This is a genomic window from Agrobacterium rubi TR3 = NBRC 13261 (assembly GCF_000739935.1).
GTDB classification, from domain to species: Bacteria; Pseudomonadota; Alphaproteobacteria; order Rhizobiales; family Rhizobiaceae; genus Agrobacterium; species Agrobacterium rubi.
In genome coordinates, this window is the sequence record NZ_BBJU01000004.1 from 72,292 (window position 1) to 98,327 (window position 26,036).

Annotated in this window: 24 protein-coding genes; 14 read left to right on the forward strand and 10 right to left on the reverse strand. The window is 58.7% G+C overall.

Translation table 11 applies throughout. From position 1 onward, the window contains the following. Nucleotide 1 precedes the first annotated feature (1 nt). Entirely contained in the window at nucleotides 2-1,675 is a 1,674-nt protein-coding gene (gene recN / locus RRU01S_RS03355) for a DNA repair protein RecN (RefSeq protein ID WP_045228845.1), read from the forward strand. On the opposite strand, the gene RRU01S_RS03360 is transcribed toward recN, so the two are convergent. After that, complete coding sequence (locus RRU01S_RS03360; RefSeq protein ID WP_045228846.1) at nucleotides 1,672-2,286, reverse strand: LysE family translocator; 615 nt, start codon at nucleotides 2,284-2,286, stop codon at nucleotides 1,672-1,674. The two genes, recN and RRU01S_RS03360, sit on opposite strands and share 4 nt — an antisense overlap. Before the next feature lie 114 nt (nucleotides 2,287-2,400). Here RRU01S_RS03360 and ligA point away from each other — a divergent pair, with 114 nt between their 5' ends. Further along, the gene (gene ligA, locus RRU01S_RS03365) at nucleotides 2,401-4,575 is read left to right on the forward strand and encodes an NAD-dependent DNA ligase LigA (protein ID WP_045228847.1); all 2,175 of its coding nucleotides are present in this window, start codon (nucleotides 2,401-2,403) and stop codon (nucleotides 4,573-4,575) included. A gap of 62 nt (nucleotides 4,576-4,637) precedes the next feature. Continuing rightward, complete coding sequence (locus RRU01S_RS03370) at nucleotides 4,638-5,534, forward strand: aminoglycoside phosphotransferase family protein (RefSeq protein ID WP_045228848.1); 897 nt, start codon at nucleotides 4,638-4,640, stop codon at nucleotides 5,532-5,534. Here the strand turns inward: RRU01S_RS03370 and RRU01S_RS03375 are convergent. Then, complete coding sequence (locus RRU01S_RS03375; RefSeq protein WP_081879981.1) at nucleotides 5,531-6,424, reverse strand: DMT family transporter; 894 nt, start codon at nucleotides 6,422-6,424, stop codon at nucleotides 5,531-5,533. The genes RRU01S_RS03370 and RRU01S_RS03375 overlap by 4 nt on opposite strands. 155 nt (nucleotides 6,425-6,579) lie before the next feature. Here RRU01S_RS03375 and RRU01S_RS03380 point away from each other — a divergent pair, with 155 nt between their 5' ends. Continuing rightward, nucleotides 6,580-7,170 (forward strand): 3'-5' exonuclease, encoded by a 591-nt coding sequence (locus RRU01S_RS03380; RefSeq protein ID WP_045228952.1) that lies wholly within the window; start codon nucleotides 6,580-6,582, stop codon nucleotides 7,168-7,170. Between the two features lie 65 nt (nucleotides 7,171-7,235). Beyond that, complete coding sequence (locus RRU01S_RS03385; RefSeq protein ID WP_045228850.1) at nucleotides 7,236-7,721, forward strand: CreA family protein; 486 nt, start codon at nucleotides 7,236-7,238, stop codon at nucleotides 7,719-7,721. A gap of 199 nt (nucleotides 7,722-7,920) precedes the next feature. On the opposite strand, the gene RRU01S_RS03390 is transcribed toward RRU01S_RS03385, so the two are convergent. Then, complete coding sequence (locus RRU01S_RS03390) at nucleotides 7,921-8,388, reverse strand: chemotaxis protein CheW (protein ID WP_045228851.1); 468 nt, start codon at nucleotides 8,386-8,388, stop codon at nucleotides 7,921-7,923. 133 nt (nucleotides 8,389-8,521) lie between these two features. Beyond that, nucleotides 8,522-8,878 (reverse strand): hypothetical protein, encoded by a 357-nt coding sequence (locus RRU01S_RS26035; RefSeq protein WP_131367754.1) that lies wholly within the window; start codon nucleotides 8,876-8,878, stop codon nucleotides 8,522-8,524. 18 nt (nucleotides 8,879-8,896) lie between these two features. Here RRU01S_RS26035 and RRU01S_RS03395 point away from each other — a divergent pair, with 18 nt between their 5' ends. From RRU01S_RS03395 to RRU01S_RS03405, 3 genes are all read left to right on the forward strand, one after another. After that, nucleotides 8,897-9,496, forward strand: coding sequence for an SCO family protein (locus tag RRU01S_RS03395; protein ID WP_045228852.1), 600 nt, complete (start codon nucleotides 8,897-8,899; stop codon nucleotides 9,494-9,496). A 95-nt stretch (nucleotides 9,497-9,591) separates the two neighbouring features. Continuing rightward, nucleotides 9,592-10,470, forward strand: a complete 879-nt coding sequence (locus RRU01S_RS03400; RefSeq protein ID WP_045228853.1) for a 50S ribosomal protein L11 methyltransferase — start codon at nucleotides 9,592-9,594, stop codon at nucleotides 10,468-10,470. Between the two features lie 80 nt (nucleotides 10,471-10,550). Next, nucleotides 10,551-12,386 carry an aminopeptidase P family protein gene (locus tag RRU01S_RS03405; protein WP_045228854.1) on the forward strand — a complete coding sequence of 612 codons (1,836 nt, stop codon included), beginning with the start codon at nucleotides 10,551-10,553 and terminating at the stop codon, nucleotides 12,384-12,386. On the opposite strand, the gene RRU01S_RS03410 is transcribed toward RRU01S_RS03405, so the two are convergent. Further along, on the reverse strand, nucleotides 12,376-12,690 hold the full coding sequence (locus tag RRU01S_RS03410; RefSeq protein WP_045228855.1) for an AzlD family protein: 315 nt from the start codon (nucleotides 12,688-12,690) through the stop codon (nucleotides 12,376-12,378). The two genes, RRU01S_RS03405 and RRU01S_RS03410, sit on opposite strands and share 11 nt — an antisense overlap. After that, nucleotides 12,687-13,409 carry an AzlC family ABC transporter permease gene (locus tag RRU01S_RS03415; RefSeq protein WP_045228856.1) on the reverse strand — a complete coding sequence of 241 codons (723 nt, stop codon included), beginning with the start codon at nucleotides 13,407-13,409 and terminating at the stop codon, nucleotides 12,687-12,689. The genes RRU01S_RS03410 and RRU01S_RS03415 overlap by 4 nt, the downstream gene beginning before the upstream one ends. A 130-nt stretch (nucleotides 13,410-13,539) precedes the next feature. On the opposite strand from RRU01S_RS03415, the gene RRU01S_RS03420 reads away from it, so the two are divergent. Next, the gene (locus RRU01S_RS03420) at nucleotides 13,540-13,791 is read left to right on the forward strand and encodes a DUF2164 domain-containing protein (RefSeq protein WP_045228857.1); all 252 of its coding nucleotides are present in this window, start codon (nucleotides 13,540-13,542) and stop codon (nucleotides 13,789-13,791) included. 126 nt (nucleotides 13,792-13,917) lie between these two features. After that, a complete protein-coding gene (locus RRU01S_RS24955; protein ID WP_052815932.1) occupies nucleotides 13,918-15,156 on the forward strand; it encodes a hypothetical protein in 1,239 nt (412 codons plus the stop codon). 61 nt (nucleotides 15,157-15,217) lie between these two features. On the opposite strand, the gene pncA is transcribed toward RRU01S_RS24955, so the two are convergent. Further along, nucleotides 15,218-15,844: a bifunctional nicotinamidase/pyrazinamidase gene (gene pncA / locus RRU01S_RS03430; protein ID WP_045228858.1), complete on the reverse strand. Its 627-nt coding sequence runs from the start codon at nucleotides 15,842-15,844 to the stop codon at nucleotides 15,218-15,220. Between the two features lie 441 nt (nucleotides 15,845-16,285). On the opposite strand from pncA, the gene RRU01S_RS03440 reads away from it, so the two are divergent. Next, entirely contained in the window at nucleotides 16,286-17,569 is a 1,284-nt protein-coding gene (locus RRU01S_RS03440; RefSeq protein ID WP_045228860.1) for a DUF2778 domain-containing protein, read from the forward strand. Between the two features lie 6 nt (nucleotides 17,570-17,575). Here the strand turns inward: RRU01S_RS03440 and RRU01S_RS03445 are convergent, their stop codons facing one another. Further along, nucleotides 17,576-17,998 (reverse strand): DMT family transporter, encoded by a 423-nt coding sequence (locus RRU01S_RS03445; RefSeq protein ID WP_045228861.1) that lies wholly within the window; start codon nucleotides 17,996-17,998, stop codon nucleotides 17,576-17,578. Beyond that, the gene (locus RRU01S_RS03450; RefSeq protein WP_045228862.1) at nucleotides 17,995-18,477 is read right to left on the reverse strand and encodes a DMT family transporter; all 483 of its coding nucleotides are present in this window, start codon (nucleotides 18,475-18,477) and stop codon (nucleotides 17,995-17,997) included. The genes RRU01S_RS03445 and RRU01S_RS03450 overlap by 4 nt, the downstream gene beginning before the upstream one ends. Nucleotides 18,478-18,620: 143 nt before the next feature. On the opposite strand from RRU01S_RS03450, the gene RRU01S_RS26675 reads away from it, so the two are divergent. Beyond that, complete coding sequence (locus tag RRU01S_RS26675) at nucleotides 18,621-18,752, forward strand: hypothetical protein (protein ID WP_268753555.1); 132 nt, start codon at nucleotides 18,621-18,623, stop codon at nucleotides 18,750-18,752. 83 nt (nucleotides 18,753-18,835) lie between these two features. Here the strand turns inward: RRU01S_RS26675 and RRU01S_RS03460 are convergent, their stop codons facing one another. Then, entirely contained in the window at nucleotides 18,836-21,316 is a 2,481-nt protein-coding gene (locus tag RRU01S_RS03460) for an ATP-dependent helicase (RefSeq protein ID WP_045228864.1), read from the reverse strand. A gap of 306 nt (nucleotides 21,317-21,622) precedes the next feature. Between RRU01S_RS03460 and RRU01S_RS03465 the strand changes: the two genes are divergently transcribed. Together RRU01S_RS03465 and RRU01S_RS03470 are read left to right on the forward strand one after the other, a co-directional pair. Beyond that, nucleotides 21,623-22,774 (forward strand): efflux RND transporter periplasmic adaptor subunit, encoded by a 1,152-nt coding sequence (locus RRU01S_RS03465; RefSeq protein WP_045228865.1) that lies wholly within the window; start codon nucleotides 21,623-21,625, stop codon nucleotides 22,772-22,774. Beyond that, complete coding sequence (locus RRU01S_RS03470; RefSeq protein ID WP_045228866.1) at nucleotides 22,771-25,923, forward strand: efflux RND transporter permease subunit; 3,153 nt, start codon at nucleotides 22,771-22,773, stop codon at nucleotides 25,921-25,923. The genes RRU01S_RS03465 and RRU01S_RS03470 overlap by 4 nt, the downstream gene beginning before the upstream one ends. The last annotated feature ends 113 nt before the right edge of the window (nucleotides 25,924-26,036 follow it).

A 26,036-nucleotide genomic window follows, 5' to 3' on the forward strand; every position in this document is an offset into this window, starting at 1 on the left:
CATGTTGGTCCAGCTATCGATCCGCGACATCGTTCTGATCGAACGGCTCGACCTAGGGTTCGAGGCCGGCCTCTCCGTGCTGACCGGCGAAACGGGCGCGGGCAAATCCATTCTTCTCGACAGTCTGTCGCTCGCGCTCGGCGGGCGTGGCGATGGTGGCCTTGTGCGCCATGGCGAAGACAAGGGGCAGGTGACTGCCACCTTTGAAGTCGGCATGGAGCATCCCGCCCGTCTGATGCTTCGCGAAAATGGCCTCGATGACGATGGCGATCTGATTTTCCGTCGCGTCCAATCCGCCGATGGCCGCACCAAGGCCTATGTCAACGATCAGGCCGTTTCCGTTCAACTGATGCGCCAGCTTGGCCAGCATATGGTCGAAATTCACGGCCAGCATGATGACCGTGCGCTGGTCGACACCAATGCCCACCGCACGCTGCTGGATGCCTTTGCCGGTTTGACGGATGAGGTCGTGTCGGTACAGTCGCTGTATCGCACCTGGAAAGATGCTGAACGTGGACTGAAGGTTCACCGCGCCAAGGTAGAAGCTGTGGCTCGTGAGGCGGATTATTTGCGCGCCTCTGTCGAAGAGCTTGAGATTTTGGCGCCGATGGATGGCGAAGAAGACGAACTCGCCGAGCGCCGTGCGGTGATGCAGAAGTCTGAGCGCATTGCCGGTGACATTGCCGAAGCGAGCGAGTTCCTCAACGGCAATGCCTCGCCGGTTCCCGTCATCGCGTCGATGATGCGGCGTCTGGAGCGCAAGAGCCATGAAGCGCCAGGCTTGCTGGAAGAAACCGTGCAGTTGCTTGACGCTGCTCTCGACAGTCTTTCCAACGCGCAGATGGAAGTCGAAAGCGCTCTGCGCCGCACCGAGTTCGATCCGCGCGAGCTGGAGCGCGTCGAGGAGCGCCTGTTTGGCCTGCGCGCCGCTGCCCGCAAATATTCCGTTCCCGTCACCGAGCTTCCGGCACTGGCTGAACGCATGGTGGCCGAGCTTGCTGATCTCGATGCCGGTGAGGAAAAGCTTGCCCAGCTGGACAAGCATCTGGTTGTCGTGAAGGCGGATTTCGACCGGGCTGCGCAGTCGCTCTCTGAAAAACGCCACAACGCGGCTTCGGCGCTTTCTGAAGCCGTGATGGCCGAGCTTCCGGCATTGAAACTGGAGCGGGCGCGTTTCACCGTGGAAGTGACCAGCGATGCAGCTTCCGGCACGGCTGACGGCATCGATGTCGTGGAGTTCCATGTCCAGACCAACCCTGGCACACGCCCCGGGCCAATCATGAAAGTGGCGTCGGGTGGTGAACTGTCCCGCTTCCTGCTGGCGCTGAAGGTTGCGTTGGCAGATCGGGGTTCGGCGCCTACGTTGGTCTTCGACGAAATCGACACGGGCGTTGGTGGTGCGGTGGCGGATGCCATTGGCCAGCGGTTGAAGCGCCTCTCGAAAACCGTTCAGGTTCTGTCGGTCACCCACGCGCCGCAGGTGGCGGCACGCGCTGGCACACATTTGCTGATCTCAAAGGGACCATCCGGCGACGGCACGGAACGCATTGCGACCCGCGTTGCCACCATGCAGCCCGAACACCGCACCGAAGAAATCGCCCGTATGCTGGCCGGTGCCTCGGTGACGGATGAGGCGAGGGCGGCTGCTGCCAAACTGCTGGCGGCGCAGGATTAACGGCTGACCGCCACCGCCACGCCGGAACCGATCATCACGCCACCTGCGGTACGATTGACGCGCCGCACGATCTTTTCAGAGCGCAGCAATGTGCGGGCGCGCACGGCAAGTGCGACATGGCCGCCGATGACGAGGGCTTCAACGGCCAGAATGACGCCTGCCAGCGCGGCCAGATGATCCACCGTCAGCGAGGCTCCAACCACGTTCGGCAACAGCGCTACATAAAACAGCGGCATTTTTGGATTGCCGAGATTGAGCGCCATGCCGGTCGCAAAGATCGACAACAGGTTGCCGCGCGCTTTCACGGCTTGCAGTTCGGGCACGATGGGCTCTGCCGTCCACAACTTGACGCCCATCCAGATCAGATAGGCGGCACCCGCATATCGCAGGACCGTCATCACCGTTCCCATTTCGGCGGCAAGGATGGACAGGCCGAAGGCGGCCAGCGTCAGGAAAATGAGGATGCCTGCGACGGTTCCGGCGCCATAGGCAAGGCCGGATGCCGCACCGTGGGTTATCGTGCGAGCGACGATGGTCATATTGTCAGGGCCGGGACTGGCGGCAAAAACGAAGAAGGCGGCGGCGAATGCGATGAGCGTCGTCATGTCCATGGTTGTATCCCCGTTGCTGCTCACTCCCGGAAATCAGATTACGCGAAAGCTTGGCGTTGAAAAGTGGGCAGGCTGCGTTAAAAACAACTTCGATTCCTGCACGAGGCGAGCCCGATGTCCCAAGACCAGACACCCGTCGAAAAACTGTCCGAGCTTGAGGCGTCTGCCGAGCTTGCCTTTCTGGCAGCGGAGCTTGCGCGGCACGATGCGCTGTACCACGGCAATGACGCGCCTGAAATATCGGATGCCGAATATGATGCGCTGAAGCGCCGCAACGACGCCATCGAAGCGGCGTTCCCCGATCTTGTGAGGGCGGACAGTCCATCGAAGAAGGTCGGCTTTGCACCTCTGCCCACCTTCGCGCCCATCGTCCATGCGCGCCCGATGCTATCGCTCGGCAACGCGTTTTCCGATGAAGACGTGCAGGATTTCGTGGCTTCGGTCTATCGCTTCCTCGGCAACCTGCCGGATGATTCGATTGCCTTTACCGCCGAGCCGAAGATCGACGGCCTCTCCATGTCCATCCGCTATGAGGGTGGCCGTCTGGCAACAGCGGCGACCCGCGGCGACGGCACGACGGGCGAGAACGTGACCGCCAACATCCTGACCATCAAGGAAATTCCCAACAGCCTGCCCAAGGGCGTGCCAGACGTGGTGGAGGTGCGCGGTGAGGTCTATATGGCCAAGAGCGACTTTCTGGCGCTGAACGCACAGATGGAAGCCGAGGGCAAGCAGACCTATGTCAACCCGCGCAACACGGCCTCCGGCTCGCTGCGGCAGCTGGATGCGACTGTGACCGCGCGGCGTAAGTTGCGCTTCTTCGCCTATGCCTTGGGTGAGGTATCCGATAACGGTCAGCCGACACGCATTGCCGATACGCAATTTGGCATCGTGGAAAAATTCAGGGAATGGGGCTTTCCCGTCAATCCCTTCATGAAGCGATTCACCTCCGCCCAGCAACTGATTGAACATTATCAGGAAATCGGGATTGCTAGACCTGATCTCGATTACGATATCGACGGCGTCGTCTACAAGGTCGACCGGCTGGATTTGCAGGAACGCCTCGGCTTCCGATCCCGCAGCCCGCGCTGGGCGACCGCGCATAAATTTCCGGCAGAGCAGGCGTTCACGACTGTCGAAAAGATCGAGATACAGGTGGGCCGCACCGGTGCCTTGACGCCGGTTGCGCGGCTGACGCCGATCACGGTCGGCGGTGTCGTCGTCACCAACGCCACGCTGCACAATGCCGATTACATCGAAGGCATTGGCAATAATGGCGAGCGCATTCGCCCCGAGGATCACGATATCCGGGTGGGTGATACGGTTATCGTGCAGCGGGCGGGGGATGTCATTCCGCAGGTGCTGGATGTGCTTCTGGAAAAGCGGGCGGCGGATTCAGTGCCGTATGAGTTCCCTAAGAAATGCCCTGTCTGCGGCAGTCATGCCGTGCGTGAGCGCAATGAGAAAACTGGCAAGCTGGATTCGGTGACCCGCTGCACCGGTGGTTTCGTGTGCCGTGCGCAGGCTATGGAGCATCTCAAGCATTTCGTTTCGCGCAACGCTTTCGATATCGAAGGCCTCGGCACGAAACAGATCGACTTCTTCTTCGAAAGCGAAGATCCGGCCCTTTCGGTGAAAACCGCACCTGACATTTTTACGCTCAAAAAGCGGCAGGAGGACTCGCATCTCACAAAGCTTGAGAACATAGACGGCTTCGGCAAGACCAGCGTCAAAAAGCTTTTCGACGCCATTGATGCGCGCCGTGAGATTGACCTGCATCGGCTGATCTTCGCTCTCGGCATTCGCCATGTGGGCGAAACGACGGCGAAACTGCTGGCGCGCAGCTATGGCACCTATCAGCATTTCGAAGAAGCGATGAAGGCCGCCGCCGACCTGACCGGCGATGCCTGGAACGAGCTCAACAGCATTGACGGCATTGGCGAAGTCGTGGCCCGGGCCATCGTGGAGTTCTACAAGGAGCCACGTAACCTCGACGTCATCGACAGGCTGATGAAGGAACTGCGCCCGAAGGAAGCCGAACAGCCGATGACGGACGGCAGCCCCGTGGCAGGCAAGACGGTGGTCTTCACCGGTGCGCTCGAAAAATTCACCCGCGACGAGGCCAAAGCCCGTGCCGAAAGCCTCGGTGCCAAGGTGGCCGGTTCCGTGTCCAAGAAGACAGACTACGTGGTGGCCGGGCCGGGTGCGGGCTCCAAGCTGGACAAGGCGCGGGAACTCGGCGTGCAGACGATGGATGAGGACGAGTGGCTGGCGCTGATTGCGGGGTAGCGACCGTCACATTCATTTCGCGCTCAGTGCGTACATGGTGTGCGACGAAGAGGACGCACGTTATGGATGATCGCATAGAGGTTTCGGCAGAGACGGTTGCTGCGTTGGTTACAGAGCAGTTTCCGCAATGGGCGCATTTGCCGGTGACGCCAGTCGAGCATAGCGGCTGGGACAATCGTAGCTTCCGGCTGGGCGAAACGATGCTCGTTCGCTTACCGAGCGCAATGCACTATGTCTCACAGGTGGAAAAAGAGCAGCGGTGGTTACCCTATCTCGCTGCACGTCTTCCTCTGCCAATCCCTGAACCGCTTGCGCTGGGGCAACCCGGGCAGGGCTTTCCCTGGAACTGGTCCATTTATCGCTGGCTGGACGGTACGCCTCTGGCCTTGACGCTCCACCAAACGGACCTCGATTTGCTTGCGCGTGATGTCGCTGGCTTCCTCACGGCGTTGCAAGCCGTAGATGCCTCCAATGGCCCTGCTGCGGGGTCTCAAAATTTCCATCGCGGTGGGTCGTTGAACGTCTACAGCGACGAGACCGAGGCCGCGATCATCGCCTTGTCCGATGAAATCGATGCGGATGTCGCCCGTGACATCTGGGCAAAAGCAGTTGCCAGCGAGTGGCAGGGCGCGCCGGTCTGGGTTCACGGCGATATCGCCGAAGGCAATCTGCTGATGGAAAATGGTCGCCTAGTCGCGGTCATCGATTTCGGCAGCTCTGCCGTCGGCGATCCTTCCACCGATCTCATCCTTGCCTGGACCGTTTTGGATAAAGACAGCAGACGCGTCTTCCGCGATCTGCTTCCACTCGATCCGCAAACATGGCAGCGCGCACGTGGATGGGCGTTATGGAAGGCGTTGATCACGCTTGCGGCACAACGTTCCAACGAAACACTCCTCGCCAAATGGTCCCGCAGAACCATTCGCGAAGTCTTTTCCGACCACCTAGAAAATAGCTAAGCCAGCTTGCGGCGAAACACCCGCCCATCAATCGCCACCAGCCCACCGGCGATCATTGCCATGCCGATGAAATGTTTCGCTTCCAACTGTTCTCCCAAGACCAGAGAGCCCAGCAGAATGGCGCTGACAGGGATGAGGAAGGTGACCAGGGCTAGGTTCGTAGCGCCGGCTGAGGAGAGGATGCGGAAGAAGATGAGGTAGGCGAGGGCTGTAGAGAGGAGGGCAATGCCGAGGAGGGCGGCGCAGACTTCGCCGCTTGGGATGGCGAGTGTCCATGGCTGGTCGATGATGAGGGCGAGCGGGATGAGCATGATGGAGGATGCGGAAATCTGGCCGGTGGCGGTGACGAGCGGTGGTACGCCCATGGCCTTGAAGCGACGGCCGAAAATGCCTGCGAAGGCGTATGAGATTGCCGCGCCGAGAATGGCGAGTTGGCCCCAGAGGCTGGAACTCTCGCCGGTCAGTGCCGCCGGGCCGATCATGGTTGCGACACCGGCGAAACCGATGATGATGCCTGCCAGTTTGTTGATGGTCAGCTTTTCATCGTTCGTCAGCAGATGCGCGACGATGACGGTGAAAAGCGGCGTGGTGGCGTTGAGAATGGAGGCGACGCCGCTGGCGATATGGGTCTGGCCCCAGACGATGAGGCAGAAGGGGATGATGTTGTTGAGCAGGCCCATGCCGAAGAAAGCGCGCAACACCTGAGTCGCTTTGGGCATGCGATAGCCCATGATGCGGCAGACGGTGAGCAGGGCAAGTGCTGCGATCGAGACGCGCAATGTCACGATGGTGACGGGCGGGAGTTCTTTCACCGCGATGCCGACGAAGAAGAACGATCCGCCCCACAGGATCGACAAGGCAACCAGCAGGGCCCATTCACTCGCATTCATCTGTTTATGCACGGCCACGTTCGATGTTTCCTCGCCAATTTATTGCGGCTTTTGTGTAATCCGCTCACATGCGCGTGACCACCCGATTCCTGTGAGCGGTTCATTTTCGCGTTTGTTTGCTTTATGCCGTGCAAAGAGCAAACGAGAATCACCCCTTGAAGACCATCGCCATCGATTTCGAAACCGCCAATGAAGAGCGTGGCAGCGCTTGCTCCGTCGGATTGGCGTGGATCGAGGATGGTCGGATCGTGCGGGTGGAGGAGCGGTTGATCCGCCCGAGGGATATGCGGTTTTCGCCGTTCAATGTGGCGATCCACGGCATCAGACCCGGCGATGTGGAAGATGCGCCGGAATTTCCCGAGGTGATGGACGAGTTCATCGATGATCTCCGCGATTCGACGATGATTGCCCACAATGCGGCCTTCGATTTCAGCGTCATGCGGGCGAGTTTCGACAAGTATCGCCAGAGCTATCCGCAGCTTTCCTATTTTTGCAGTGTGAAGATGTCCCAGCGCGTCTGGCCGTCGCTGCCATCGCACAAGCTCAATATCATCGCCCATCATCTGCAATTGCGATTCGTGCACCACAATGCTGCCGAAGATGCCGTTGTTTGCGCGGCGGCATCGATTGCGGCGGCCAAAGCACTTGCCGTCGAACACATCCACCACATCCCCGAAAAGATCGGCATGGTGGCCGGGCGGCTTCACGCAACGGGCTATGCACCCTGCACCATGAGAAAACGCTGACATCACGTCTTGTTGTACGCCCGCGCAGACCTATCTCTATGGCAGTTCATGTGAGGGTTTGGGTTATGGCTAAAGCGTTTCGTTATCTCGTAGTTGCAGGCCTTGCCCTGTTGCCGGTTGCCGCAGTTGCGCAGGTGGTCGGCAAGGTTGGCGTCGACTGGACCGGCAACGACATCGTCGTCGAGGCCGTCGCGGACCCTGAGGTCAGGGGCGTGACCTGCCACATCACCTATTTCGACCGTGGTGTGATTGACCGTTTGAAAAACGGCAACTGGTTCGAAGACCCGTCCAACAACGCGATTTCTTGCAGCCAGACCGGTCCGGTCGAGGTGGGCGATATCGACCTCGGCACCAAGGGCGAGGAAGTGTTTCGCCAAGGAATGTCGCTGGTGTGGAAAAAAATGGTCGTCAACCGCATCTATGACAAGGCGAACGACACCTTGATCTACCTTGTTCACACCCGCGAATTGACGGATGGTTCGGCCAAGATGGCGATTTCCACGGTGCCGCTTTATGGACAGACGGTGACGTGGACGAAGGGTAAGCCTTGAGTTCTCTTTCGTCATTCCGGCCTTGAGTCGGAATCCAGCAGCGTCGCGTCTGCGGCGCGAAAGATACCTCTGACAGCGCAGACGCGCGGTCGCTAGATACCGGTTCAGGCCCGGTATGACGGAGTAGGGGTGACTGCCTCATAAGCAAAAACGGCGAGCTGTGAAGCTCGCCGTTTGCATTTGTGAACTGTATTTGGCCTCAAGCGGCTTCGCGCGAAAGCTCGTCGGCGATGACGGTGTCGAGGTTGAGGAAGCAAACCATGCTCTTTTCCAGGGCCACGATGCCGCGGCAGAAGTTGCGCTGCTCTTCGGGGATGATTTCTGGCGCAGGCTGAAGGTCTTCGGATTTGATGGTCATCATGTCGGAGACCTGTTCGACCAGAAGGCCGACCAGCTTGCCGCCGATATCGGTGACGATGATGGCGGAGCGCTCGGATGGTTCGGTCATCTTCATGCCCAGACGGCATGCCATGTCGATGACGGGAATAACCGCACCGCGAAGGTTGATGAGGCCGAGAACGTAAGGCGGTGTGTGTGGCATCGGCGTGACCGGCGCCCAGCCGCGGATTTCGCGGATCGCCATGATGTCTATGCAGAATTCCTGATCGCCGAGATGGAAGGAAACGATTTCAAGATATGCGCCGGATTGTTTGATGGCGTTTGACATGGTCTGAACTTGTCCTCACGGCTCTCTGGCTGGCCGTTTCAATTTCGGAAGGTAATGCGGCGTCGGAAAACGTTCCGTTGACATCATGTCGTGCGCGTGGGCGACCGCTCTTGATCATCATTCCAAAAACACTTTAAACTTTCCCTAACATATCGCGGAAAATGCAAATATAAGCCAGAGATTGACTGTTTCGCGCATGCGGATTTAGCGTATAATCGTTGGTATGAGAGATTTGGTGACGCGTCAGACGAAAATGCTTGGTATTGCCGTTGCCACGGGCTGCGCCACGCTTTTGGCTATTGTCACCTTTCAGGGCTGGATGCGGCACGGCACGGATATTTTTCTTGCGGCGGTGCAGGGCGGTGTCGCCTGGTGCTTTTGAGCAGTTTTGCCGTTTGAGACAAAACAGCGCGGCTGGTGCAATCCGGCCTTTCACGAATTGCCGAAGGTCGTCGGCTTGCGCTAGAAGGATGGCGCAACGCTGGCTCACGGCTGATCGGGGAATGGCATGAAAAATATCCGTATTGCACTTTGGGGCGCTGTCGCCGTGCTGCTGGTCGTCATGGGCTGGCTGACGGTCGAATTGACCAAGAGCCGCGACCAGATGGTCGAGGAAGTCTACGGCACGCCTTTCCAGCTGGTTGCGCAGAACGGCCAGCTGATCACAGAAAAGGCTTTTCAGGGCAAGCCGACCGCGCTGTTCTTCGGCTTCACCCATTGCCCGGAAGTCTGCCCCACGACGCTGTTCGAGCTGAATGGCTGGATGGAAAAGGTCGATCCGGCAGGCGACAAGATGCAGGCCTATTTCATCTCGGTCGATCCTGAGCGAGATACGCCTGAAATCCTCAACCAATATGTCTCGAACGTTTCCAAGCGCATCATTGGCGTCACTGGTGCGCCTGACAAGATTGCCGAGACGCTGAAGGGTTACCGCATTTACGCAAAGAAGGTGCCGGTGGATGAGAAGGACCCGAACGGCGAATACACCATGGATCACACCGCATCTGTCATTCTTCTGGATGCAAAGGGCCGCTTTGCCGGCACCATCGCCTATGGCGAGAACACGGATGTTGCCGTTCAAAAGCTGCAAAATCTGACAAAGAGCTGACAGCGCTGCTATAATCTCACCCGAAGTGCATTGGACTATCCCTGCTTTTATGGCAAAGGCTGACGGTTGAACCATCTGCATAGAAAGTCTCAGCCGTGAGCGAAATCCGTCTTTATGTCTCCACCACCGAAGTTCAATCGGGCGAAGTTCTGGATTTGCTGTCGGAGGTGTTCGGTGAAGAAGACATCGCCATCGCCAACACCGAGGTGGATGAGAAGCGCGACATCTGGGAAACCTCCGTTTATCTCTACGCCAATGATGAAGACGACGTTCGCGCTCGCGTAACAGACGCGCTGACGTCTGCGTTTCCACATCTCACCATCGAGCGCGAGATCATTCCCGATGTGGACTGGATCGCCAAATCGCTGGAAGGCCTGACACCGGTGCGGGCAGGGCGGTTCCTCGTCCACGGCTCGCATGACCGTGACAAGGTTCGCATCAACGATCTGGCCATCGAAATCGAGGCGGGTCAGGCCTTCGGCACGGGCCACCACGGCACGACGGCGGGTTGCCTGGAGATGATAGAGCAGGTGCTGCGGGCGCGCACGATCCGCAATGCGCTCGATCTCGGCACCGGCAGTGGCGTTCTGGCCATTGCTGTCGCCAAGATGCGCCCGGTGCCGGTTCTGGCAACGGATATAGACCCGATCGCCATCCGTGTGGCAAAAGAAAACGCGCGGCTGAACGGTATTGTCTCCGGCATGTCGCTAGAAACAGCCCCTGGTTTCCATTCGGATGCTTTCCGCAAGCACGGGCCATTCGACCTTATCATCGCCAATATTCTCGCCCGCCCTCTGATCAAGATGGCACCGCAGCTTGTCACGCATCTGGCACCCGGCGGCACCGTCATCTTGTCGGGTATTCTGGCATCGCAGCGCTGGAAGGTTCTGGCTGCCTATAACGGCATGCGCCTCAGCCACGTGCGCACGCTGTGGCGCAATGGCTGGGTGACGATCCACCTGCGCAAGGATTGAAACACGCGCCTTTCATCTGGACGTTGGCAAGTGTGACGCGATAAGGTCCGCTCCGAAATCATGCATTCGGAAAGCAGCTCATGTTCCAGTCATTCGAAAACAAATCCACACCGCAATTCGGCAAGGCCCGCGTCGAAGCCCTCAGAGCGACATTCGACGCGCTCGGCATCGACGGTCTTCTCGTGCCGCGCGCCGATGAGTATCAGGGCGAAAACGTGCCTGCATCGGCGGAACGGTTGGCATGGCTTACCGGCTTCACAGGCTCGGCGGGCGTCGTGCTGGTCACGCGGTTCGAAGCGATCGTTTTTGTTGATGGCCGCTATACCACGCAGCTTGTTTCGCAGATTGATCCCGCTGTCTTCAGGGGTGGCGACTTGGTCGGTGCGCCGCCTTCGAAGTGGTTGTCCGACAATGCGCCTGACGGCTTTCGCCTCGGCATCGATCCATGGCTGCACACAGGGGCGGAACTGAAGCGATTTGAAAAGGCGCTGTCGGACAAGGGCGGTTCGGTCGTTCTTCTGGAGAGCAATCCGCTTGATCCGCTGTGGGAAGATCGCCCGGCCGAACCGCTGGAGCCGGTCACGATTCAGCCGGACACTGTCACGAGCATTCCTGCGCAGCTAAAGATCACGACCATTGGCGAAGTCGTGTCAGCGCGCAAAGCCAATGCGGTGCTCATGACCGATCCGTCTTCCATCGCCTGGACATTCAACATTCGCGGCAATGACGTGCCGCACACGCCGCATCCGTTGGCGCGCGCCATCATCTATGCCGATGGCAGCGCCGATCTGTTTGTGGATGAACGCAAGATCGGCGAGGAGGTGAAGGCCTATCTCGCGCCGCTTGCGACGCTGTTGCCGCCAAGCGAGATTGCAGCGCGTCTGCATGCGATTGCCAGTGCGGCGGGACGCATTCTGACCGATGTCGATGTCACGCCGGTGGCGCTGACGCTTTCCATCACAGAAGCCGGTGGGCAGGTGGTGGAAGCGGTTGATCCGGTCAAGCTGCCACGTGCCTGCAAAAACGAAGCGGAAATCACCGGTTCGGCTGCAGCACACGTGCAGGATGGCGCTGCCATGGTGGAGTTTCTGGCGTGGCTGGACGAACAAAAGCCCGGCACGATGACCGAAATCAAAGCCGTCACGGCACTCGAGGCCGTACGGGCGCGGGTCGGGCAGACGTTGCAGAACCCGCTGAAAGATATCTCTTTCGATACGATTTCCGGCGCGGGCGAAAACGCAGCCATCATGCATTACCGCGTCACCACCGATAGCGACCGCACATTGAACGATGGCGAAATGTTCCTGGTCGATTCCGGTGCGCAATATATCAACGGCACGACGGATATCACACGCACCGTCGCCATCGGCACTGTGCCGGACGAGCAGAAGCGTTTCTTCACGCTGGTGCTGAAAGGTTTCATCGCCATCAGCGTTGCACGCTTCCCGGTCGGCACGCGCGGCTGTGATCTCGATCCGCTGGCGCGTATCGCGCTGTGGAAGGCGGGTGCGGATTATGCGCATGGCACAGGCCACGGCGTCGGCTCTTATCTTTCCGTGCATGAGGGACCGCAGCGCATTTCCCGCGTCTCGCAGCAGGAAATTCTGCCCGGCATGATCCTGTCGAACGAGCCGGGTTATTATCGCCCCGGCGCATTCGGTATTCGCATCGAAAACCTCGTCTATGTGCGGGAAGCGGAGATAATCGATGGCGGTGATTTGCCGATGCTGTCGTTCGAAACGCTGACATGGTGCCCCGTTGACCGGCGCCTTATCGTCGTGCCTCTGTTGACCGATGAGGAACTGGACTGGCTGAACGCCTACCATGCGCAGGTTCGGGAAAAGCTGACGCCGCTGATTGCGGATGCGGATGTCCGGCAGTGGCTGACCGCCGCTACCGAACCGCTTACGCGATAGAGAAATACCGCATCGCCACGACAAGCGCCCAGCCTGATGCCAGCATGATCAGGCCGGGGAAGCGCAAGCCCACCACCAGCGCGAAAATCATCGCCAGCTTCACCTCGTACCCGCCTTCGAAAAAGGCGGGTGCGACGAGGGTCGTCAGCACCGCCACCGGCACGGCGTTGAGGCCAGCCTCGACGCGGGGAGGGATGGTTTTCATGCGCGTCATCAACACATAGCCGCCGACACGGGTGATGTAGGTCGCGACGGCACCGGCAAAGATGATGAACAGCGTTTGCGGATCGAAGAACGGGTTCATCGCACCACCTCCTCGTTCAAGACCGCAGGTTGATCATCGCTGCGAGCGGGCGGAAGGATGACGGCAACGAGGATGCCAGCCATCGCGCCGATGCTGACATGCCATGGCGAGCCGACGAAATGGAAGGCGAGGATGGCGCCCACCGCACTGGCCAACATGACGGGGTAGAAGTTGGCGCGTGTGCGAAAACCTAAAACCATGCCCATGAAATAGACGGGCAGCAGCACATCGAAACCCGCGGCCTTCGGATCGCCGATCAGATTGCCGAGCGATGCGCCGAGAACGGTTGAGATCATCCACAGGACGTAAACGACGAAGGCATAGCCGATATAGCAGGCGAAACTGACACTTCCCTGTGTTTCTTTCAGCCTGACAGATTCGGCAAATTGCGGATCGACCAGGAAAAAGAAACCGACGGCTTTTTTCGCAAACGACCATTCCGGCACGATGCGCACCATCGCTGCCGAATAAAGGACATGGCGAAAGTTCACGGCAAAGATCGACAACACCACCAGCCATGCGGGCAGGTTTTGGTTGAACAGCTCGATACCCACAAGCTGGCTTGCGCCAGCGTAAATAAGGCCGCTCATTAAGGTCGCCTCGAAAATGCTCAGGCCATTATCAATGGCTACTGCGCCAAACAGGGCGCCAAAGGGCAAGACGGCAAGGGCAACGGGTAGGCCGCGTTTAAGGCCGGACCGAAAGGTCGTATCTGACATATGTTAGACGCTCCGAATTTGATCCTGCTCCTAGCGTCCTTGACCGCATCTGACAAACGAATTGCTGGAATAGGTTGGATTGATTTCATTGACGTATCGATTAGGTTTTCCGCAGCCCAAGGAGGTTGCAATGAAAGATTTGAAGCTGGAAAAGCAGCAAAAGGCCGATGTGGTCTTAGCGCTGCGCAGTTTTCTCACCGATGAACTGGATGTCGATATCGGGGCGCTTCAGGTCGATATGCTGGTGGACCATCTGGCCGAGGTCATCGGGCCTGTATTCTACAACAAGGGTCTGCGTGACGCGCATGAGGCGGTGCTTCAGCGCATGGAATATGCAGCCGCCGATATCGATCTGCTTGAGCGGTCTGTGCCACGGTGCTAGGCGGGCCGAGATAGTGCTCCATTTTTTGGTTGCAATAATAAAAAATACACTTCAAGATACCCATGCCGTTATGGCGTTTATTTTTTACCTTTTTATTTTTTGTTCATTTTTTTTAGCAGGTGAAACATGTTGCGTTCCCGTATTTTCGGCTTGCGATGCAGGCCAGCCAGCCTATGTCTGACATCGTTTGCGCTCGCCCTGACCTTGCCGTCCATCGCGCAGGCTCATGTCAAATGGTTCCAGCCCTATAATATCGCTGATACGCCCATCTCGCCCAGCCATTTCATGGAGATGTGGCCCTGGCTCCTGGGGCTATTTCTCAGCATTCCCGCCGTGTGGGCATGCATTGCCATCGACCGACTTTCGGAGTTTCCCCGTCCTGCCAGCGTTTTGCACGCCGTCATTTCCAGAATAGATCTTCCTGCCGATACCATCATGCGGCTGGTGGTCGGTGTCTGGTTGTCATGGCTTTGGTTGCTGCCATCGCCCATCTGGCTCACGCCCGAACTTGTCGCGCACAATCCCGCTGTGCAGTGGTTGCAGCTTGGTCTCGCCGGGTTCTGTCTGTTTTCCCGCACGAGCTGGGTCACGGGCATCGGTCTTCTCGGTCTGTGGATCGCGGCCACCGGACAGTATGGGCTCTATCATCTGATGGACTATCCGTTGTTCATGGGAGTCGCTGCCTATCTGATCGGGATCAGTGCTGCCCATTCCAGCCAGCCTGTCGCCCAGTGGCTTGCGGCGCAGCGGCTCAACATGCTCGTCGGTGCCATGGCGGTGACGCTGATGTGGGCGTCCATCGAGAAATGGGCGTTTGCCAACTGGTCCATCCCCCTCCTGCACGAGTATCCACATCTGACCATGGGCATGACGCCGGAGATGTTTCTGGCCTTTGCCGGATGGCTGGAGTTCGGAGCAGCTGTGATGCTGGTTCTGGGCGGAAAGGTCTCTTCGCGCCTGTCTGCCTTCGTCCTGCTCTTCATCTTCACCGCCGCCGTCTTCGATTTCGGTCGCACTGATCTGGTCGGGCACTTCCCGATCATCTGCGCGCTGATGGTTGTGATTGCCAAGGGTAACGGTCGTCTCGGCGATATCCTCAGCCTGTCGCATCGGCCTGTGATGGAGCGCGCGCTTCGCATACCGATCCGCTACGGTGGCGCGCTCTTCGTGACGATGATCGCCTATCTCGGCTTCTGGAACCTGTTTTACGGTACCGGTCTTGAAACGGTCATGGCCAACCAGTTCTCGGTCGCAACGTGGCTTCTCGTCGCCTTGGTCACGCTGTGGATATGCTCAATGCTTGCCAGCCGTATGACGCCAATCACGCATCCGATCGGTCAAAGAGCCCTGATCGGCAGCAGGTAAGCAGTCCGACCGGTATCTGTCGAGATCGCGATCCGCTCGGGACAGCCGGGCGGATCGCAATTCAATCGTTGAGAATATCGCTGCTGTTGACGACGGCAACGCCTTTGGCGCGCATCGCGGCAATGGCTTTTCGAATGCCTTCGGGATCAATGCCGCGGCTGGCGTCCTCGATGAAGCGGACCTTCACGTCCGGCAGCATTTCCACCGCGTCGAGGACCGAGAAGCTGACGCAATAGTCCGTTGCAAGTCCACACACATCCAGCACCGTCACACCTTGCCGTTCCAGATAGTCGGCAAGGCCTGTCGTGGCGAACTGGTCGTTGTCGCGAAAGGCGGAATAGCTATCCACGGCAGGATTTTCACCTTTTTGCTGGACATAATCGAAGGCATCCGTGTTCAGGTCCGGGTGGAATTCGGCGTCCGGGGTTTCCTGTACGCAATGGTCCGGCCACAGAACCTGGGGCTTGCCGGACAATTCGCCCATCTCGAAGGGTTGTTTGCCGGGGTGCTGGGAGGCAAAGCTGCCGTGATTTGCCGGGTGCCAATCCTGCGAGGCGACGATGAGATCGTAGCCGCCGTTTTCGATCAGCGCATTGGCTATCGGGACGATCTTGTCTCCATCCGCTACGGCAAGATGTCCGCCCGGGCAGAACCCGTTCTGGATGTCGATCAACAGCAGCGCCTTCATTTTTTCTCTCCCACTTGATACCGGAAGGATGCCAAGCCGAAGGCCTGCTATCAAGTGCAAATCCACGCGGATGTCACGTAGCGTCAACTCTGCCGCAAAGCCGCCTTAATTGTAGCTAATTTTCGGCAAACTCGACATTTAGGGGAGCAAGTGTCGGTGGGGAATCACGTATATCCAAATCGAAATGTCTCGTCAGTCTCTTGAACCAAGCGTCCACGTCTTCTTTGGCGTGGCCGATCGGCGGTAGAGACCAAGAGAAAAGCATGCAAGCTTCAAAGAACTGCGTTTTCAGGGGACTTGTAAAGACTTTGGTTACCATAATTCGTCATGCTTCGAACCTGTCTGCACCAAAGTCGTCGCACATCGTGCGTCGCTTTTTGGGCATACACACTGTCGCCGGAATGTCCCGGTTTTGCGTAAACGGTTCGAGTAACGAGTATCATGGCGTCATCAGTCGTGGCTTATAAAGATACGCGCGTTGGCCGCGCTTCCCCCAGCAAGAAACGTCAGGCTTCAGGCCTGCGTGGGCTTCCCGCTCTCATCAGCGGGGGAGTGGTTGCAAGCGTGTGTGCCATCACGGCATTTGCTTCGCTTCATGGCATGGCGCAAGCCTCGCACGGTACGCAACCCTTCGACACGAGGCTGGTTGCGCATCTGGACGGGCTGGGACAGGCTTCGGCCGATGCAGCCGAGCGCAACGTTCATATCCGCAAATTTTCGCGCCTGTCCGACCATGGACAGAGCAGCCTGAAAGGCACCCGTCTTGCGGCAGAGCACCATATCGGTGCCAAGGCGTTTGCTGACCGCTTCGGCGCAGCTGCCGCCATCAATGCCAAGGGGCAGGCGACGGTCCAGGCACTGGCCGCTCTGCGTCCATCTGCCATCGTTGATTCGGCGCTGGGTCGCGAAACGGACAATCCGGAACTTGCCATGCTGGAAACGCAGGCAAAGGAACACCCGGCCTTTGAAGTCGCGCTTGGCAAACCACAGGCCACAGCCGATAACGAGATCGATCTGCTGCCGGAAACCGTTCCGCTGCCGAGCTTCCGTCCGGAAATCGCGCGCGCAGTAGATGTCGAGCCGACACCGCGTCCAGCTGCCCCATCTCTGGTAGAGAAGCAATTGGCGGCTACGCCGACGCCTGCACCCGTGCCTGCACCTGTTCAGCAGCGTCCGGCAACCAATATGGTAGCTTTCGCGCGGCCTGATAATCCGATGCGCGAAACCAAGATGGATGCCGTTCCCTGGCCAGATCGCGGCAATGGCACGGCTATCTATGATATTTCCGCAGGCGTTGTTCATCTGCCAAGCGGCGAGAAGTTGGAAGCCCATTCGGGCATCGGCAAGATGCGAGACAACCCGGATTTCGTGCATGTCAAAATGCGCGGTGCCACGCCTCCATCGACCTACAAGCTGACGATGCGCGAGTCGCTGTTCCACGGTGTTGAGGCCATTCGCCTGACGCCGGAAAGTGGCGTCAATCCACATGGCCGTAACGGTCTTCTGGCTCATACCTACATGCTGGCCCGCCGTGGCGAGTCCAACGGCTGCGTTGTGTTCAAGGATTACACGCGCTTCCTGGCGGCCTTCAAGCGCGGCGAAGTCAAGCGTATCGTTGTGGTGCCGAAGCTTGCCGGACGTCCTGCGATGACGGCGGGTGGCGCAACGAAGGGCAATGGCAAGACGCTGTTTGGCATGTTCGCCAACCGCGGCACGGATTCGTAACGCAGATTATCTCTTGCGCTGCGTCAGCACCATTCCACACAATATCAGCAGAATACCTGCAGCACTGGCCCATAATGTCGGTGGCTGCTCGCTGAAGAGATCGAGCACCACACCGGACACCATCTGACCGCTGATGACCAGAAGGGCCGTGTTGACCGCACCGATGCGCGGAATGAGCCAGCTTCCCGAGGCAATGAAGACGACGCCGATGGGGCCGCCGATAAAGGCGTACCACGGCGCATCGGCTACACCCTCCGGCCACAGCCCGCCCAGCAGCAGCCCCAGCGATGTCAGCACTATAAACCCGACGATATGGTTCCAGAAGGATGCGATCAGTGGCGAATTCGACAGGCTGAGGCGACCGTTGATCTGGCGGCTGACCGAGACGAACACGCCACCCGCAAAGGCCATGGCAATCCAGAGCGTCATGCCGATCTCCCCACGAGAATGATGAGCGCGCTGCCGCCAAGAATGAGTGCCACCGCGCAGAGATCGGTCACATCAGGCCGGCGTTTCGGCAGGCCGAACAACCCCCAAAGGTCTGCCAGCAGACTGAAGATCACCTGACCGCCAAGCCCAAGCGCAATGGTGCCTGACAAAGCCAGCGGTGAATTGACGGCAGTCGATGTCAGCATCACGATGGCAGCCCCGAAGACTCCACCGCAATAGGCCCAGACCGGCGCCTTCGGCCGCTTCGGCTTTTCTCCCACGGGCTTTCTGTAGAGAATAGCGAGATAGAGGAGGGCGGCGACGGTTCCGGTGCCGTGTGCCGTCCAGGATGAAAATAGCGCATTGCCGTAATGGGCAAGCATGCCGTTGAAATGCACCATCAAGGTCAAGAGGCAGCCGCTTGCGAAGGCCGCAACGATGTGGAGCGGGTTGAGGCCGGTGGGGGTGTTGTTGGTCATGATGCGCCGAATGCTGAGGATATGATTCAGCTGTAGTCGATATGTGTTTGAAGCGAAAATGATTTTCGTTGAAGCATGACCCCGGATTTTCCGCACCGCAGCATTTTATCGGAACCAAATCCGGCTTCGGTTGTTATCCCGCCATGAAGAAAACGACTCGCAAACCCCTGAACCGCATGACAATTTTCGTCATCTCGATTTTCATTCTGGCCATCATCGTGGCTGCTGTCTACCTGATCGGCTTTACGCCGGGCGAGACACCAATAGCGCAGTAATGACCGGTTGTTTAAAAATACAGCGCCCACGCAGACATGCTAGGCGTTGGCTTTAATGCGTCAGCAGGCAGGCCCGATTTCCGTCAGCCCGACTTTTCCGCCCGCTCCACAAACCCATCCAGCACCCGTTTCTGCCCGGCGCGGTCGAAGTCGATCGTCAGTTTGTTGCCTTCGATGGCGGCGACGTTGCCGTTTCCGAACTTCATGTGGAAGACCCGATCGCCGATGAAGAATTTCGAGGGCGTGTCGGCAACGGACTTTGCCACCAACTCTCCGTCGATGGTGCGGCTTTTCGGGCCGCTTTCGCCGTAGCCGATCCTGTCGACGGAATGGCCGGAGCGGCTGCCCCAATTGTCGCGGGTGGCGTCTGATTTGTTGGCTTGCGCGCGCTTCCAGCCGGGTGTGGAGTAATTGTTGGTAAAGGGGTCCGCTGCATCGAAGCGGGACTGGCCGTAGCCGCCGCGTCCGCCATAACCACCGTAGCTGCTCTCCGAGGCCGAGACCTCGACATGGTTGGGCGGCAGTTCTTCCAGAAAGCGCGATGGGATGGTGGCCTGCCACAGTCCATGAATGCGACGGTTGGACACGAACCAGATGTGGCAGCGGCGTTTTGCGCGGGTAATGCCGACATAGGCCAAGCGGCGCTCTTCTTCCAGACCTGAGCGTCCGCCTTCGTCGAGGGAACGCTGGTGCGGGAAGAGGCCTTCTTCCCAGCCGGGCAGGAAGACGGTTTCGAATTCCAGACCCTTGGCAGAGTGCAGCGTCATGATCGAGACGGCGTCCAGTTCCGCGTTCTTTTCGGTGTCCATCACAAGCGCGACATGCTCAAGGAAGCTGCGCATGCTCTCGTACGCTTCCATGGAGCGGATGAGTTCTTTCAGGTTTTCAAGCCTGCCCGGACCTTCGGCGGTCTTATCCGCCTGCCACATGGCGGTGTAGCCGCTTTCATCGAGAATTTGTTCGGCCAGCACCGTGTGTTCGGTGTTTTCAAGCAGGTTCTGCCAGCGGCGGAAATCCTGGACGACATCGAACAGTGCCTTGCGTGCTTTCGGCTTCAATTCGTCGGTTTCGATGATGTCGGCGGCGGCAGCCAGCATCGGGATATCGCGGGCGCGGGCGTAATCATGCAGGTTACGCACCGTCGTGTCACCCAAGCCGCGCTTTGGCGTGTTGATGATGCGCTCGAACGCCAGATCGTCGGCAGATTGGCAGACGAGGCGGAAATAGGCCAGCGCATCCCGGATTTCGAGCCGCTCGTAGAATCGCGGACCGCCGATGACGCGGTAGTTGAGGCCAAGCGTGACGAAGCGGTCTTCGAACTCGCGCATCTGGAACGAGGCGCGCACGAGGATGGCCATATTGTTGAGCGGATGCTTGGTGCGTTGAAGCTGTTCGATTTCCTCGCCAACGGCACGGGCTTCCTCTTCCGAATCCCAGGCGGCGTGAACCACGACTTTTTCGTCGTCCGGTTCGCTGCGATCCGTAAACAGTGTCTTGCCGAGACGGCCTTCATTGTGGGCGATCAGATGACCGGCAGCACCCAGAATATGTTCGGTAGAGCGATAATTGCGCTCCAGCTTGATGACCTTCGCACCGACGAAATCCTTGTCGAAGCGCAGGATATTGTCCACTTCGGCACCGCGCCAGCCATAGATCGACTGGTCGTCGTCACCTACGCAGCAGACGTTCTGCGGCTGGCCCTTGGGCCGCTGCGCCAAAAGCCTGAGCCACATATATTGGCAGGTGTTCGTGTCCTGATACTCGTCCACCAGAATGTAGCGGAATTTCTGGTGATACTCTTTCAGAATATCCGGGTGGTTGCGGAAGATCGTGATGGGGTGCAGCAAAAGGTCGCCGAAATCACACGCGTTCAGCGTTTTCAGACGGGCCTGATAGGCAGCGTACAGTTCACGGCCCTTGCCATTGGCAAAAGCGCGACTGTCGCCTTCGGGAATTTCCGGCGGTGTCAGCCCCTTGTTCTTCCAGCCATCGATCATGCCTGCAAACTGCTTGGCGGGCCAGCGCTTGTCATCGAGACCTTCGGCCTGAATGAGCTGCTTGAGCAGCCGCACCACATCATCGGTATCGAGAATGGTGAAATCGGATTTCAAGCCCATCAGTTCGGCATGGCGACGCAGCAGTTTGACGCCGATGGAGTGGAAGGTGCCGAGCCACGGCATGCCCTCGACAGCGCCACCGACCAGGACGCCGATGCGTTCCTTCATTTCCCGCGCGGCCTTGTTGGTGAAGGTTACCGCGAGAATCTGGCTGGGGTAGACGCGGCCCGTCGCCAGAATGTGGGCGATGCGGGTGGTCAAAACGCGCGTCTTGCCGGTGCCAGCACCTGCCAGAACCAGAACGGGTCCTTCCAGAGTTTCGACCGCTTCGCGCTGTTCCGGGTTGAGACCCGCCAGATAATCGGGCGCGGCACGGCCTTGATCGCGCGCTGCCATGGCCTGCGCAGCAATGCCCAGACCACCGGCAGCAGGAGGGACTGCGGCCTGGCGGCGTGGCTCGGAAGGTTCTTCATCGAAGAACGGCATATCGTCGAAACTGTTGCTCATGCGGCCCAATGTAGTGATTCGGCATGGAAAGGCCAGAACCGTGTTCTGCTTTTATTCCGGTATCAACTGCCAAAGTGCCTATTCCAAGGCATTTTCTATATAAGCGTTGCGTCAGTAACCAACGGCATGGCTACGTGAAGTTGCAAGATGCGGCGAGCGTTAGAAAAACGTCGCAAATCACCATTATGTAAGAAACGGATTTGTGCGTTGCGTTGTTTAAGGCAAGCAAGGATACTGCTGCCAACTATAAAAGGGGCCGCAATCTCAAGATATGCGGTAACGAAGCGTTTCACGTCGGAGAACTATATGCAGCTTTGGAAGCAGGTCGGTGTCAGTCTGGCTGTTGTGGGCGCTGGGGTTTGTCTATGGGCGTTCATGTCGCCCGATGGCAAAAATATGCTTGCCAAAGTCGGGCTTGCGAGCGCTGAACAACCTGCAGCCCAATCTGCTGGTGCCCCCGCCGCCGGTGCAGGGCGCGGGCAGAGCGGTTCGCGCGGCAACAATGCGACGCTGGTTTCCATTGCGCCTGTCAAGACAGGCACTGTCAACGACCGGTTGAACGCTATCGGCAATGGTGAGGCCATCCAGTCGGTGGTGGTCACACCGCAGGCGTCCGGGCTGATTTCCGAAATCCTCGTGTCTTCAGGCCAGAGCGTCAAAAAGGGTGACGTACTGGCACGGTTGGATGACGACGAGCAGATCATCGAGCGCGAAAAGGCGCAGGTGTCCTTGCGCAGTGCCGTCGAGAAATCGACCTCCTATAGGAATCTGCGATCCGTTGCCCGGTTGGATGTGCTCGATGCGCAGATTGCGGAAGAATCCGCGAAGCTTGCCGTCAGCACCGCTGAGCTGAATTTCAAGCGCCGCGATATCCTGGCACCCATCGATGGCATCGCCGGTATCGTTGCCATCAACATCGGTGACAACGCAACGACGCAGACCAGCATCGTCAGCATCGACGACCGTTCGAAAATCCTCGTCAATTTCTGGGCACCGGAGCGCTTCACCACGGCCATCAAGGTCGGCATGCCGGTGGAGGCAACGTCGATTTCACGTCCCGGCGAGACCTTCAAGGGTAAGGTCGAAGCCATCGACAACCGCGTCGATGAGGCAAGTCGCACCATTCGCGTTCGTGCGGTGTTCGACAATGCCAAGGACGACCTGCGTGCAGGCATGTCCTTTGCCGTCACTATGGGCTTTACCGGCGAAAACTACCCTTCCGTCGATCCTCTGGCTGTTCAATGGGATGCCGAAGGCTCCTATGTTTGGCGCGTCACGGATGACAAGGCGCATAAGGTCCGTGTTCAGGTCGTGCAGCGCAACCCGGATTCCGTGTTGGTCAAAGCTGAGCTTGCACAGGATGATCCCATCGTCATCGAAGGTTTGCAGCGTGTGCGTGAGGGTGGGGCGGTTCGCACGGCTGGTCAAAAGAAGACACCGGAGGTCGCCAGCCGATGACCGAGCAGACGCCACCGAGCGGAACCGATTCCAAACTGGCCTTCACGGCACTTTTCGTCCGTCGTCCCATTCTGGCAGCGGTGATCAACACGCTTCTCGTGGTCGCCGGTCTGGCCGCACTGGTGGGCGTCGATGTGCGCGAATTGCCGGATGTCGACCGTCCTGTCATCACCGTCCGTACCACCTACGACGGCGCATCGCCGCAGACCATCGACCAGGAAGTAACGCAGACCATCGAAGGCGCCGTCGCACGGGTGAGCGGCGTCAAATCCATCTCCTCTGCATCGCAGTTCGGCACCAGCCGCGTGACGATGGAATTCAACGACAAGGTCGATATTGCTGTAGCCTCGAACGATGTGCGCGATGCCATCGGCCGCATCGCCAACGAAATGCCTGATGATGCCGACGAACCGCAGATCATCAAGGCCGATTCCGATAGTCAGCCGATTATGCGTCTGGCCGTCACTTCCTCCAGTCTCAGCATGGAAGACCTGACCAATCTGGTCGATGACGAGATCATCGACCGTCTGGCCGCCGTGGATGGCGTGGCCGATGTCGAGCTTTACGGTGACCAGGAGAAAGTCTTCCGCATCGATCTCGATCAAGGCGCGCTTGCAAGCCGCGGCCTGACGGTAACGGATGTGGCAAATGCGCTTGGCACGGCCGCACTTGATGTTCCCGCGGGATCGCTCAAAAGCTCGACGCAGGACATCGTGGTTCGCGCCACTGCCAGCCTGACGACGCCTGCCGAATTCGAAAATCTTATCGTTAAGGACCGCGTGCGTCTTCGCGATGTGGCAAGCGTCATGCTGGGCGCGGATGACGAAACAACGTCCCTGCGGTCCAACGGTGTGCAGGGTGTGGGCCTCGGCGTCATCCGCCAGGCGCAGTCCAACACGTTGAACATATCGACCGGCGTGAAAGCAGCTGTCGCGGCAATGGCGCCCAACCTGCCTGAAAACACCCGCATCGTGATTACCAGCGATGACGCCGTATTCATCGAAGGCGCGTTGCATGAGGTGGAGCTGGCGCTGGGCCTTTCTGCGCTCATCGTCGTTGTCGTGCTCTATCTCTTCTTCCGCGACTGGCGCGCGACGCTGATTCCGGCGATCACTATGCCGGTGGCCCTGATCGGCACGATCGTTGCCATCTACATGGTTGGTTTTTCGATCAACATCCTGACGCTGCTTGCCATCGTTCTGGCCACGGGTCTGGTGGTGGATGATGCGATCGTCGTGCTGGAAAATATCGTGCGCCGACGCTCCGAAGGGATGGGACCGCGTGCCGCTGCCGTCCTGGGCACGCAGGAGGTTTTCTTTGCGGTGATCGCAACGACGGCAACGCTTGCCGCCGTGTTTATTCCACTGTCCTTCCTGCCCGGTCAGCTCGGCGGTCTTTTCCGTGAATTTGGTTTCGTGCTGGCCTTTGCCGTCGGCCTGTCTTCCATCGTGGCGCTGACGCTGTGCCCAATGCTGGCCTCGCGCATGTTGAAAAACGGCGTTAAGGAGCAGACAGGGCCGCTGGCTTGGTTCGGCAACGTGTTCGCCTCGACCTACAAGAGCACGCTGTCTGCCTGTCTTAACAATCCGCTGGTCGTCGTGATCGTGGCACTGGCTTTTGCCGGCGTGTCGTGGATTGCCTTCGGCATGGTGCAGAACGAATTGACGCCGCGCGAAGACCGCTCTTCGGTGACGTTGCGTGTCACGGCTCCGCAGGGCGTCAGCCTTGAATATACGCGCGACCAATTGCAGCGCATCGAGGAAAACCTGCAGCCGCTTCGCGATAGCGGCGAAATCCAGAATATCTACTCCATTACCGGCATGAACGGGTCGTCCAACACCGGCTTCGTGGTGCTGACGCTTGCTGCATGGGCGGATCGTGAGCGCACGCAGAACCAGATTGCGCAGGACATCAACGTGGCGGCGCAAACAGTGCCCGGACTTCGCGCCTCGGCGTCACAGCCCAACAGCTTGCGCATTCGCGGCGCTGGTAACGGTCTTAGCATGGCTATGATCGGCACCAATTATGCGGCGCTGACGGAATCCACGCAGAAGCTTTTGCTGGCCATGGAAGAAAGCGGCCTGTTCGACACGCCTCGTTTCGAAAACGAGCCCAACCAGGCACAATTGTCCGTTTCCATCAATCGCGAGCGGGCATCCGATCTGGGGATCGACATCACCGGGCTTTCGACTGCCATGCAGTCGCTTCTCGAAGGCCGCTCCATTGTCGATGTCTTCGTGGATGGCGATGCTATCCCTGTGCGGCTGCTGTCGTCCACGCGTCCGATCAACGATCCGACCGATCTGGAAAACATCTTCCTCAAGGCCAAGGATGGGCGGATGGTGCCGATGTCGATCATCGCATCCTTGAAGGAAACTGCCGTTTCGCCGCAGCTCAATCGCGAACAGCAATTGCCGTCGGTTGGCTTCACGGCGAACCTGAAGGAGGGTGTTTCGCTGGGTGAAGCCGTTACCCGCGTGAACGAGATGGCCAAAGCCGTCATGCCCGCAGGCGCGCGTCTGTTGCCGCTTGGCGAAGCCGCCACATTACAGGAAAATTCCAGCGGCATGTTGCTGACCTTTGGCTTTGCCATCGCCATCATCTTCCTGGTTCTGGCAGCCCAGTTCGAAAGCATTCTGAGTTCCGTTATCATCATGTCGACGGTGCCGCTGGGTCTGGCCTGCGCCGTTATCGCATTGCTCTTTACCGGCTCCAGCCTCAATGTTTACAGCCAGATCGGCCTTGTGCTTCTGGTGGGCGTAATGGCCAAGAACGGTATTCTGATCGTCGAATTTGCCAATCACCTGCGCGACCAGGGAGCAACGGTGCGCGAAGCGATCGACAAGGCGTGCAGCATTCGCCTGCGCCCCGTGATGATGACCATGATCGCGACCATTCTGGGCGGTGTGCCGCTGGTCCTGGCGCAAGGTGCGGGCGCGGAAGCGCGTATCGCGCTCGGCTGGGTCATCGTCGGCGGCTTGGGTTTTGCGACACTGATCACGCTGTATATCACGCCTGTGTCCTACCTCCTGCTTGCGCGCTTTGCCAAGCCGCAGGCAGATGCCGAAATACGTTTACACCGCGAATTGGAAACGGCCATTCGCCGCCGGGCCATCGAGGAAGACAAGCCGCTGCTGGCGGCGGAATGACGTACTAACAAGCCTCCCGTTCGCGAAACGGCAGTGCTGGACAAACGGAAAGTCGTGTCACATACCAACCGGGCTTGCCGTGACAGGTGAGTCCGGTTTGCAGTGTAGTGGAG

Bases quoted from the DNA above. Each gene is read 5' to 3' on its own strand.
- recN (WP_045228845.1), top strand. From the start codon at position 2: ATGTTGGTCCAGCTATCGATCCGCGACATCGTTCTGATCGAACGGCTC.
- RRU01S_RS03360 (WP_045228846.1), bottom strand. From the start codon at position 2,286: ATGGACATGACGACGCTCATCGCATTCGCCGCCGCCTTCTTCGTTTTT.
- ligA (WP_045228847.1), top strand. From the start codon at position 2,401: ATGTCCCAAGACCAGACACCCGTCGAAAAACTGTCCGAGCTTGAGGCG.
- RRU01S_RS03370 (WP_045228848.1), top strand. From the start codon at position 4,638: ATGGATGATCGCATAGAGGTTTCGGCAGAGACGGTTGCTGCGTTGGTT.
- RRU01S_RS03375 (WP_081879981.1), bottom strand. From the start codon at position 6,424: ATGAATGCGAGTGAATGGGCCCTGCTGGTTGCCTTGTCGATCCTGTGG.
- RRU01S_RS03385 (WP_045228850.1), top strand. From the start codon at position 7,236: ATGGCTAAAGCGTTTCGTTATCTCGTAGTTGCAGGCCTTGCCCTGTTG.
- RRU01S_RS03390 (WP_045228851.1), bottom strand. From the start codon at position 8,388: ATGTCAAACGCCATCAAACAATCCGGCGCATATCTTGAAATCGTTTCC.
- RRU01S_RS03395 (WP_045228852.1), top strand. From the start codon at position 8,897: ATGAAAAATATCCGTATTGCACTTTGGGGCGCTGTCGCCGTGCTGCTG.
- RRU01S_RS03405 (WP_045228854.1), top strand. From the start codon at position 10,551: ATGTTCCAGTCATTCGAAAACAAATCCACACCGCAATTCGGCAAGGCC.
- RRU01S_RS03410 (WP_045228855.1), bottom strand. From the start codon at position 12,690: ATGAACCCGTTCTTCGATCCGCAAACGCTGTTCATCATCTTTGCCGGT.
- RRU01S_RS03415 (WP_045228856.1), bottom strand. From the start codon at position 13,409: ATGTCAGATACGACCTTTCGGTCCGGCCTTAAACGCGGCCTACCCGTT.
- RRU01S_RS03420 (WP_045228857.1), top strand. From the start codon at position 13,540: ATGAAAGATTTGAAGCTGGAAAAGCAGCAAAAGGCCGATGTGGTCTTA.
- RRU01S_RS24955 (WP_052815932.1), top strand. From the start codon at position 13,918: ATGTTGCGTTCCCGTATTTTCGGCTTGCGATGCAGGCCAGCCAGCCTA.
- pncA (WP_045228858.1), bottom strand. From the start codon at position 15,844: ATGAAGGCGCTGCTGTTGATCGACATCCAGAACGGGTTCTGCCCGGGC.
- RRU01S_RS03440 (WP_045228860.1), top strand. From the start codon at position 16,286: ATGGCGTCATCAGTCGTGGCTTATAAAGATACGCGCGTTGGCCGCGCT.
- RRU01S_RS03445 (WP_045228861.1), bottom strand. From the start codon at position 17,998: ATGACGCTCTGGATTGCCATGGCCTTTGCGGGTGGCGTGTTCGTCTCG.
- RRU01S_RS03450 (WP_045228862.1), bottom strand. From the start codon at position 18,477: ATGACCAACAACACCCCCACCGGCCTCAACCCGCTCCACATCGTTGCG.
- RRU01S_RS26675 (WP_268753555.1), top strand. From the start codon at position 18,621: ATGAAGAAAACGACTCGCAAACCCCTGAACCGCATGACAATTTTCGTC.
- RRU01S_RS03460 (WP_045228864.1), bottom strand. From the start codon at position 21,316: ATGAGCAACAGTTTCGACGATATGCCGTTCTTCGATGAAGAACCTTCC.
- RRU01S_RS03465 (WP_045228865.1), top strand. From the start codon at position 21,623: ATGCAGCTTTGGAAGCAGGTCGGTGTCAGTCTGGCTGTTGTGGGCGCT.
- RRU01S_RS03470 (WP_045228866.1), top strand. From the start codon at position 22,771: ATGACCGAGCAGACGCCACCGAGCGGAACCGATTCCAAACTGGCCTTC.